Consider the following 7,942-nt stretch of genomic DNA (forward strand, 5'->3'; position numbering starts at 1 on the left):
AGGGGATTTTCGTCATTGTAGGCGAATGAGCGATTCTTCCTTGTTTCTGTAGCCAAGTCGCGCCTCCCGGCTTCGTTGTGCCATTCACATCTCGGGCTTCGGGTTGAAAGATACCCGTATGGATCTGGGCGCGGCGCGAGACGGCGGGTGGGCGAGGCGGGTGCCCGCCTCCGCCTACTTCGGCGTCAGCGCCGTCTTCCACTACCTGGGCCCGTCGGCGGCCGTGCTGCTGTTCGCTCACCTGGACGCGCTCGGCGTGGCCTGGCTGCGGATCGCCAGCGCCGCGGCGGTCTTCGCGCTGTGGCGGCGGCCCTGGCGGATGCTCAAGCGGCTGGGCCCCGGGCAGCGCGGCGTCATGGCGGCGCTCGGGGTGGTGTTGGCCGCCATGAACTGCGTGTTCTACCTGGCGGTCGCGCGACTGCCGCTGTCCACCGTCGGCTCAGTCGAATTCCTGGGCGTCATCGGGCTGGCGGCGGCCGGGGTGCGCGGCTGGCGCAACGGCGTCGCGCTCGGCCTGGCCGTGCTCGGGGTGTTCACCCTGGCCGACGTGCGGCTGGTCGCGCAGCCGGTGGGTTTCGTCTTCGCGTTCGCCAACTGCGTGCTGTTCGTGGCGTACGTGATCACCGGACACCGCATCGCCAACGACGAGCGCGACGGCATCGACCAGCTCGGGGCGGCGATGCTGCTGGCCGCGATCGTGGTGACGCCCGTGGGGATCGGCGGCGCCGCCCCGGCGTTCGTCCACCCAGGATGGTTGCTGGCCGGTGTGGCCGTGGGGATCTGCTCGTCGGTGATCCCGTACGTCACCGACCAGCTCGCCATGGCGCGGCTGCGGCGCTCCACGTTCGCGCTGATGCTGTCGATCCTGCCCGCCGCCGCCACCGTCATCGGTGTGCTGGTGCTGAAACAGATCCCGACGCCGCCCGACCTGATCGGCGTGGCCCTGGTGATCGCGGGCATCGCCGTCCACCAACCATCCAAAAACGACACGAGGAGAGACGATGGAATACGTTCGCGTGGGCACCTCGGGACTGAAGGTCTCGCGGATCGGCCTGGGAATGATGAGCTACGGCAGCCCCGCCTCGGACGAGTGGATTCTTGACGCCGACGCCGCCGAACCCATCGTCCGCCACGCCGTCGAATCGGGCGTCACGTTCTTCGACACGGCCGACATGTACTCCGACGGCGTCAGCGAGGAGGTGACGGGACGCCTGTTGCGCCAACTGTTCCCGCACCGCGACGACTACGTTCTGGCCACCAAGGTCTACTACCCGATGGGCCCCGGCCCCGGCGACCGCGGCCTGTCGCGCAAGCACATCATGTCCGCGGTGGACGCGTCGCTGCGGCGGCTGGGCACCGACCACATCGACCTGTACCAGATCCACCGCTGGGACTACGAGACGCCGATCGCCGAGACCATGGCGGCGCTGCACGACCTGGTGATGGCCGGGAAGGTGCGCTACATCGGCGCCTCGGCCTGCTACGCCTGGCAGTTCGCCAAGGCGCAGCACACCGCCCGCGACGCCGGCTGGACCGCGTTCGTGTCGATGCAAAACCGCTACAACCTGGTCTACCGCGAGGAGGAGCGCGAGATGATTCCACTGTGCGCCGACTTGGGCGTCGGCGTCCTGCCGTACAGCCCGCTGGCGCGCGGCCTGCTGGCGGGTAACCGCGCTTCCGACGGCCAGGGACGCACGCTGCGCGCCCGCGCCGAATCCGCGACCACCGCCGTCGCCGATCCGTCCGACTTCGACGTGGTGGACGCGGTCAACGCGATCGCCCGCGAACGCCGGGTATCCGGCGCCCGCGTCGCGCTGGCCTGGCTGCTGCATCGCGACGCCGTGACCGCGCCGATCGTGGGCGCCACCAAGATCGGGCACCTCGACGACGCCCTGGCCGCCATCGGACTTTCCCTGAACGACGAGGAGATCGATGCCCTTCAGGCCCCGTATCGGGCGCACCCGGTCCTCGGGCACTCCTTATGCCCGACTTATGGGAGCCGCCGGAAGAATGCCGAACTTCCCATGCCCCCATAACAAAAGGACGAAAAGATGGCCCATCGCCGTCGCGCGCTCCACTTTGTCTATGCGGCCGTCGCCCTAGTGGTGGCCGGTGCGGTAACCACGGGAGCCTATGTGGCTCAAGCGGATACCAACGGCTCATCAAAAAGACTGGTCGTATACGACAACAACATGGAGAACCTGGCGCCCTGCAACGGAAATGACTACACCAAGCTGCTGTCCTACATGAAGAAGCAGGACAAGAGCCCCGACATACTCACCATCCAGCAGGTCTCGAATGCCAAGCAGCTCAAGAACCTCACGGCGAGGCTGAGCCACGACCTGCCGGGGACGTTCGCCGGCACCATCGCGGTCGCGAACCCCGGTTCCATGGGCTATAAGGACGGCTGCAAGACCAGGAAGAACCAGCAGACCAACGCGATCATCTACCGCACCGGACGCCTGGCGGCGAAGCGGACCGTCCGCTGGCGCTCCGACGCCCCCGCCAACCCGACGCACGGCACCGGGCCGTGCCGCAACCTCGACCCCACCTCGTCCAGCCAGGACCGGGTGGAGAACGTCGCGGTGAAGTTCTACGACAAGGTCAGCCACAAGCACGTCAGCGTGGCGTCGATCCACTGGCCGACCGCGAAGTGGAACGGCCCCAAGTGCGCCCACGAGAACATCCGCGAAACCAAGGAGGCGCTGAACGGCCTCGGAGGTTCGCTGGAGATCTTCGGCGGCGACACCAACGCCACCACGCCCCAGAAGGACTGGTGGACCAGGGCGCGCGGCTACGGATTCCGCGACCCGATCGCCGAGAAGTGCGGCCATCGGGTGTGTTCCGAGCGCTACGACACCATCGGCAAGCGGCGCATCGACCACATCATGGCCAAAAGCGCCGGCGGCTTCGGCCACGTCGAGAACATCACCTACGGCATGGCCGGTGGGAAGTACTCCAACCACCGATCCGTGACGGCGTACGTGACGTACTGATTCACCGGGTGCCCGGCGCGCGCCGCCGGGCACCCGCCGGGGCTCACGCCGCGCGGTGGCTCATGGTCGCGGCGGCGTGGTGGCGGCGCAGGGCGGCGCGCTGGCTGGTGGTCGACTCCTCGCGAAACAGCAGCCGGTGGGTGAACTCGGCGACCAGGCTGTGCAGGCGGTAGCGGTGCTCGCTCCTGCGCAGCAACAGATTCCGCTCGTGCAGCCGCTGCAGATAGTCGGACGTGCGCTGGGCGTCCAGGTCGGTGAGGATCGCGATGTCGTAGGGCGTGAAGTCGTAGCCCGGGAACAGCCCCAGCAGGCGGAACACCCGGCGGGTCTCGGGGTCCAGTCGCTCGCAGGAACCGGCCAGCACCCGGTTGACGCCCTCCTCCAGGCGGAAGGTCATCAGGCGGTTGGCGTGGTCGGACAGCGTCCAGGCCATCCCCTCCGGGTCGGCCAGCTGACCGCCCAGCGCCACCAGGTCGAGCGGGCGCCGCCCGCAGATCTCGTCGATGAACCAGGCCGCCAGCTCAGGCTCGCGGCGGATCCGCCCGGTGCGGTCGCAGGTGTCCAGCAGCTCGGCGCACGACGGATAGTCCAGCGGCCCCACCTCGATCACTGTGGCGAACTCGTCGAGCGCGAAGCCGTGCTGGGCCGTGGCGATGACGACGCTGCCGGGCATGTGGGGCAACAGGTCCCGCATCGCCAGGCTGTTGGCGACGTTGTCGAACATCAGCAGGATGGGTTGGCGCCCCAGATGCTGGCGCAACTTCGCCATCTTCTTGTCGAGCGTCGCCAGGGACAGCACGGCGGGCTCGCGCACCCCCACCTGGCGCAGCAGCGACGCCAGCACGTCGTCGGGGCCGCTGGGGTCCACATTGCTGTCGAAGCCGTGCAGGTCCACGAAGCACTGCTTCTGCAGGTTGTAGCCCTTGCTCTTCAGCCGGTGCGCCAGCTGGATCATCAGCTCGGTCTTGCCGATCCCGGCCGGTCCGGTGAACACCACCACCGGCGACTTGCGGCTGGCGATCGCCTCCTGCACCGCGTCCATCGCCTGGGCGAGCAGGTCCTGCCGCCCCGAGAACTCCTCGCGTCCTTCGGGAATCGCGGGGGTGACGTCGGTGGGCGTGGTGGTGGCGCTGCGCCCGTCGGCGATCCAGCAGACCCGCTCCAGCAGCAGCAGCTGGGATTGATCCAGACCCATCGATCGGGCGATGTCCAGCACCAGGTCCCGATCGAGTCGCCTCAGGCCGGGCTGAAAGCAGTCGTAGATCGCCTGTTCGGCGACGGGCTCCTCGGCGCGGGAGTCGCGAACCGCGTTGACCCGCATGGTGAGCTCATGAAACGACACACCACCGCACCAGGCGCGCAACTGATTCAGGTACGCGCCCACTTCGTCGGGGGTGTGGCATTGCGGCACTGCCGGTGGTTGATGCATCGGCGTTCCTGTCGGGCTGAAGCGACGCGGGGGGCTCAAAGATACCAACGCCGGGGGCGACCGAACGGTGGCAGTATGTGTAGCGGGCCGGACACGGTGCCTGGCACGAACCCAGTGCGCCCACGGAGGTGACCTGCGATGGATCAAAGGCTCGCGGAGGATCTCGCCAGGTTCGACGAGCTGCTGGACGCCGCCCGGCGGCGGGCCGCGCGGGCCCTGAGCGGCCTGGATTCCCGATCGCCCGCCGCCACCGGTCGGCCCCCGGCGGCCGAGCCCCTGCCGGAATACGGGGTGGGCGCCGAGGGCGCGCTGGAGCGGTTCGGCAGCGACTGGGAGCCGGGGTTGTCGGGGAGCGCGGGGCCGCGTTACCTGGGGTTCGTCACCGGCGGCGCGACGCCGGCGGCGGTGATGGGGGACTGGCTGACCGGGGTGCTCGACCAGAACGCGGCCGGTGACGGGCGGTCGGTGGCCGACGCGCTGGAGCTTCAGACGGTGACCTGGCTGGGCGAGCTGTTCGGGCTGGGGTGCGCGCACTCGGGAAGCTTCGTGACCGGGGCGACGATGTCGAACGCGGTGGGCCTGGCGATCGGGCGCGAGTGGGTGGGGGAGCGGCAGCGGATCTCGGTGGCCGAGCACGGCGTCGCGGCGGTGGGTCCGATCACCGTGTTGTCGGGCACGCCGCATTCCAGCATCTACAAGGCACTGTCGCTTTTGGGCATCGGGCGCGCGTCGCTGCGCACCCTGCCGACGCTGCCCGGGCGCGAGGCCGTCGACCCGGCGGCCCTGGACGCCGCGTTGTCCGATCTGGATGGTCGACCGGCGATCGTGGTCAGCAACGCCGGAACCGTCAACACCGTCGACTTCGACGACCTGAACGCGGTCATCGAGCTGCGCAACCGTCACGACTTCTGGTGGCATGTGGACGCCGCCTTCGGCGGCTTCGCCGCCGCGTGCCCCGACCACGCCCGCCTCACCGCGGGCATCGACCGGGCCGACTCGGTATGCGTCGACCTGCATAAATGGCTCAATGTCCCGTACGACTCGGCGGTGCAGTTCACTCGCCGCAAGGACCTCCAGATCCGGGTGTTCCAGAGCCTCGCCCCCTACCTCGGCGCCCCCGGCGACGACCCCGCCTACCTGCACCTCACGCCGGAGAGCTCCCGCCGGCTGCGCGCCCTGACCGCCTGGTTCACCCTCGCCGCGTACGGCCGCGCCGGTCACCGCGAGATCGTGCGGCGCAACATCGCCGCCGCGCGCCGGCTCGGGGCGCGGCTGTCGGACGACCCTCGCTTGTGGATGCTGGCGCCGGTGCGGCTCAACGTCGTGTGCGCGACCCTGGCCGACCGGCCCACCGCCGAGCGGGTGGCCACCCTCGTCAAGCACATCGCCGAGTCGGGCGAGGCCTTCGTCACCCCGACCGTCTACCGCCAGGTGCCCGCGCTGCGGGTGGCCTTCAGCAACTGGCGCACCACCATGGACGATGTGGACCGGGTGGGGACCGCCCTGCTGGCCGCCGTCGACAAGGTGGACGTGGAGTCGGCCTGAGCGGGCGACCTTGCCCGTGGCCGGTACCTTCGGTGCATGGCCGGATCGACAAGGGACGCTCTGCTGGAGCAGGGTGCGCTGCTGTTCGCCCGCAACGGGGTGGACCGGGTCACCGCGCGCCAGCTGCACGACGCGATCGGCGCCCGCAACGAATCGGCCCTGCACTACCACTTCGGCGGCAAGGCCGGGCTGGTCAGGGAGATCGTGGTGGCCCACCTGTCCGCCGTCGAGGAGCGCCGCGCCCCGCTGGTCGCAGCGATCGAGGCCGCCGCCCGCGCCGCCGACCTGGACGCCCTGGTGCACGCGCTGGCCGCCCCGATGGCCGCCGACCTCGACACCCCGCTGGGGCGCGCCCACCTGCGCATGGTGGCGCAGATCAGCCATCCGTCGCTGGCGTATCAGAGCCCCTTTCGCCTGGTGGACGCCCCGGCGGGGCGGGCGGTGGCGCGCTGGCTCGGCGAGGCGCTGAGCCGGCTGCCCGAGGCGATCCGCACCGAGCGGTTCGCCGCGCTGCGGGTGCAGCTGGTGGGGCTGTGCGGGTCGCGGGCGCGGCTGTTGGACTCCGGGCGCGGCGGGGTCGCGGGCGGCAACGGCCTGTTCCTGGCCAATCTGATCGACATGCTGGTGGCCGGTCTGCGCGCCGAGCCGTCGCCGCGGACGCTGGAGGAGCTCGCGCCGACGCCGAATTAATGGAGTACATTAAGTCGATGCTTCGATCCCTCATGGCCGTCGCCGCGGCCGCGCTCGCGCTGATCTCCTGCGCCGCATGCGATCCCCAGAAGTCTTCCTCGGGCTCCTGCTCCTCCCAGGGGGATCAGGTATTTCCATGTGACGATTGGGATCACGTGGACGCCTCCGCCGCCGGGTTCGACGAGTCCGCGCTGCGCACCATCGCCGCCGACGCCCGCGCGGACAAGTCGACGTGCCTGGCGGTGATCAAGGACGGCAAGATCGCCGCCGAGTGGAACTGGCGGGGCACCGACGCCGACTCCGCCACCAACGCGTACTCGGCGACCAAGTCCTACACCAGCACCCTGGTGGGCATCGCCCAGGCCGAGGGCAAGCTCGACGTCGACGACAAGGCGTCGAAGTACATCCCGCGGTGGAGGAACACCGACTCCGCCGACGTCACCATCGCCGACCTGCTCAGCATGGACTCGGGACGCCACTGGTCCCCGTCCGAGGACTACCGGGGCCTGACGCTGGCCAAGGACCAGACCGCCTACGCCGTGGGCCTGGGCCAGGACGCCGCGCCGGGAACCGCCTGGGTGTACAACAACTCGGCCGTGCAGGACCTGGAGGCCGTGCTGGCCAAGGCCACCGGCGAATCACCCGCCGACTACGCCAGGAAACGCCTGCTGGACCCCATCGGCATGGGCGACTCCGCCATGGGCGCCGACCGCGCGGGCAACACCACGATGTACGCCGACCTGGAGTCCAGCTGCGAGGACATGGCCCGCTTCGGCTACCTCTTCCTGCACCACGGCCGGTGGAACGGGCATCAGATCGTCCCGTCGGCCTGGGTCAAGGCCGCCACCGGCAAGCCGTCCCAGGACCTCAACGCGGCCTACGGCTACCTGTGGTGGCTGAACCGCGAGGGAACCGTGCTCGACCCGCGCCAGCCCACCACCGGCCACGCCGGATCCGACAAACAGCGCACCCGGCTGGTCCCGGGCGCCCCGTCCGACATGTACTGGGCGCTGGGCCTGGGCGGCCAGGTCATCCAGGTCGACCCGGGCTCCGACACCGTGGTGGTCCGCATGGGCACCGCCCGCTCCGACTATGGTCCTGGGCGAACCGCGAAGGTCGTCACCGACGCGTTGAAGCCGTAGCCGTCGCCCGGGAGGCACCGTGTCCGAAGCCCTCGACCTCGCCGATGCCGAGCTCGTCGCCTATATCGAACAGTCCCGCGCCGAGCCCGGGCCGTCGCCCCGCGAGCTCGGCGCCGCCGGGCTGCGCCGGGCGCGCGCCC

The 7,942-nt window shown here is 70.0% G+C and carries 7 protein-coding genes; 6 read left to right on the top strand and 1 reads right to left on the bottom strand.

Going from position 1 to position 7,942, the window contains the following annotated elements; genetic code table 11:
• Positions 1-118 precede the first annotated feature (118 nt).
• The 3 genes from VE172_RS05490 to VE172_RS05500 all read left to right on the top strand — a co-directional run bounded on the left by VE172_RS05490 (position 119) and on the right by VE172_RS05500 (position 2,996).
• A complete protein-coding gene (locus tag VE172_RS05490) occupies positions 119-1,102 on the top strand; it encodes an EamA family transporter (RefSeq protein ID WP_324798292.1) in 984 nt (327 codons plus the stop codon).
• Positions 1,002-2,036, top strand: a complete 1,035-nt coding sequence (locus tag VE172_RS05495; protein ID WP_324798295.1) for an aldo/keto reductase — start codon at positions 1,002-1,004, stop codon at positions 2,034-2,036. The genes VE172_RS05490 and VE172_RS05495 overlap by 101 nt, the downstream gene beginning before the upstream one ends.
• Positions 2,037-2,192: 156 nt before the next feature.
• Positions 2,193-2,996: an exonuclease/endonuclease/phosphatase family protein gene (locus VE172_RS05500; protein WP_324798298.1), complete on the top strand. Its 804-nt coding sequence runs from the start codon at positions 2,193-2,195 to the stop codon at positions 2,994-2,996.
• A 43-nt stretch (positions 2,997-3,039) separates the two neighbouring features.
• Here the strand turns inward: VE172_RS05500 and VE172_RS05505 are convergent, their stop codons facing one another.
• Positions 3,040-4,425, bottom strand: coding sequence for a hypothetical protein (locus tag VE172_RS05505; protein WP_324798300.1), 1,386 nt, complete (start codon positions 4,423-4,425; stop codon positions 3,040-3,042).
• A gap of 138 nt (positions 4,426-4,563) precedes the next feature.
• On the opposite strand from VE172_RS05505, the gene VE172_RS05510 reads away from it, so the two are divergent.
• From VE172_RS05510 to VE172_RS05520, 3 genes are read left to right on the top strand one after another with little or no spacing between them, the layout of a single operon-like run.
• Positions 4,564-5,970, top strand: coding sequence for a pyridoxal phosphate-dependent decarboxylase family protein (locus tag VE172_RS05510; RefSeq protein ID WP_324798302.1), 1,407 nt, complete (start codon positions 4,564-4,566; stop codon positions 5,968-5,970).
• A gap of 36 nt (positions 5,971-6,006) precedes the next feature.
• A complete protein-coding gene (locus tag VE172_RS05515; RefSeq protein ID WP_324798305.1) occupies positions 6,007-6,660 on the top strand; it encodes a TetR/AcrR family transcriptional regulator in 654 nt (217 codons plus the stop codon).
• A gap of 17 nt (positions 6,661-6,677) precedes the next feature.
• The gene (locus tag VE172_RS05520) at positions 6,678-7,802 is read left to right on the top strand and encodes a serine hydrolase domain-containing protein (protein WP_324798307.1); all 1,125 of its coding nucleotides are present in this window, start codon (positions 6,678-6,680) and stop codon (positions 7,800-7,802) included.
• The last annotated feature ends 140 nt before the right edge of the window (positions 7,803-7,942 follow it).

The organism is Stackebrandtia sp., assembly GCF_035643755.1.
Taxonomy (GTDB): domain Bacteria; phylum Actinomycetota; class Actinomycetes; order Mycobacteriales; family Micromonosporaceae; genus Stackebrandtia.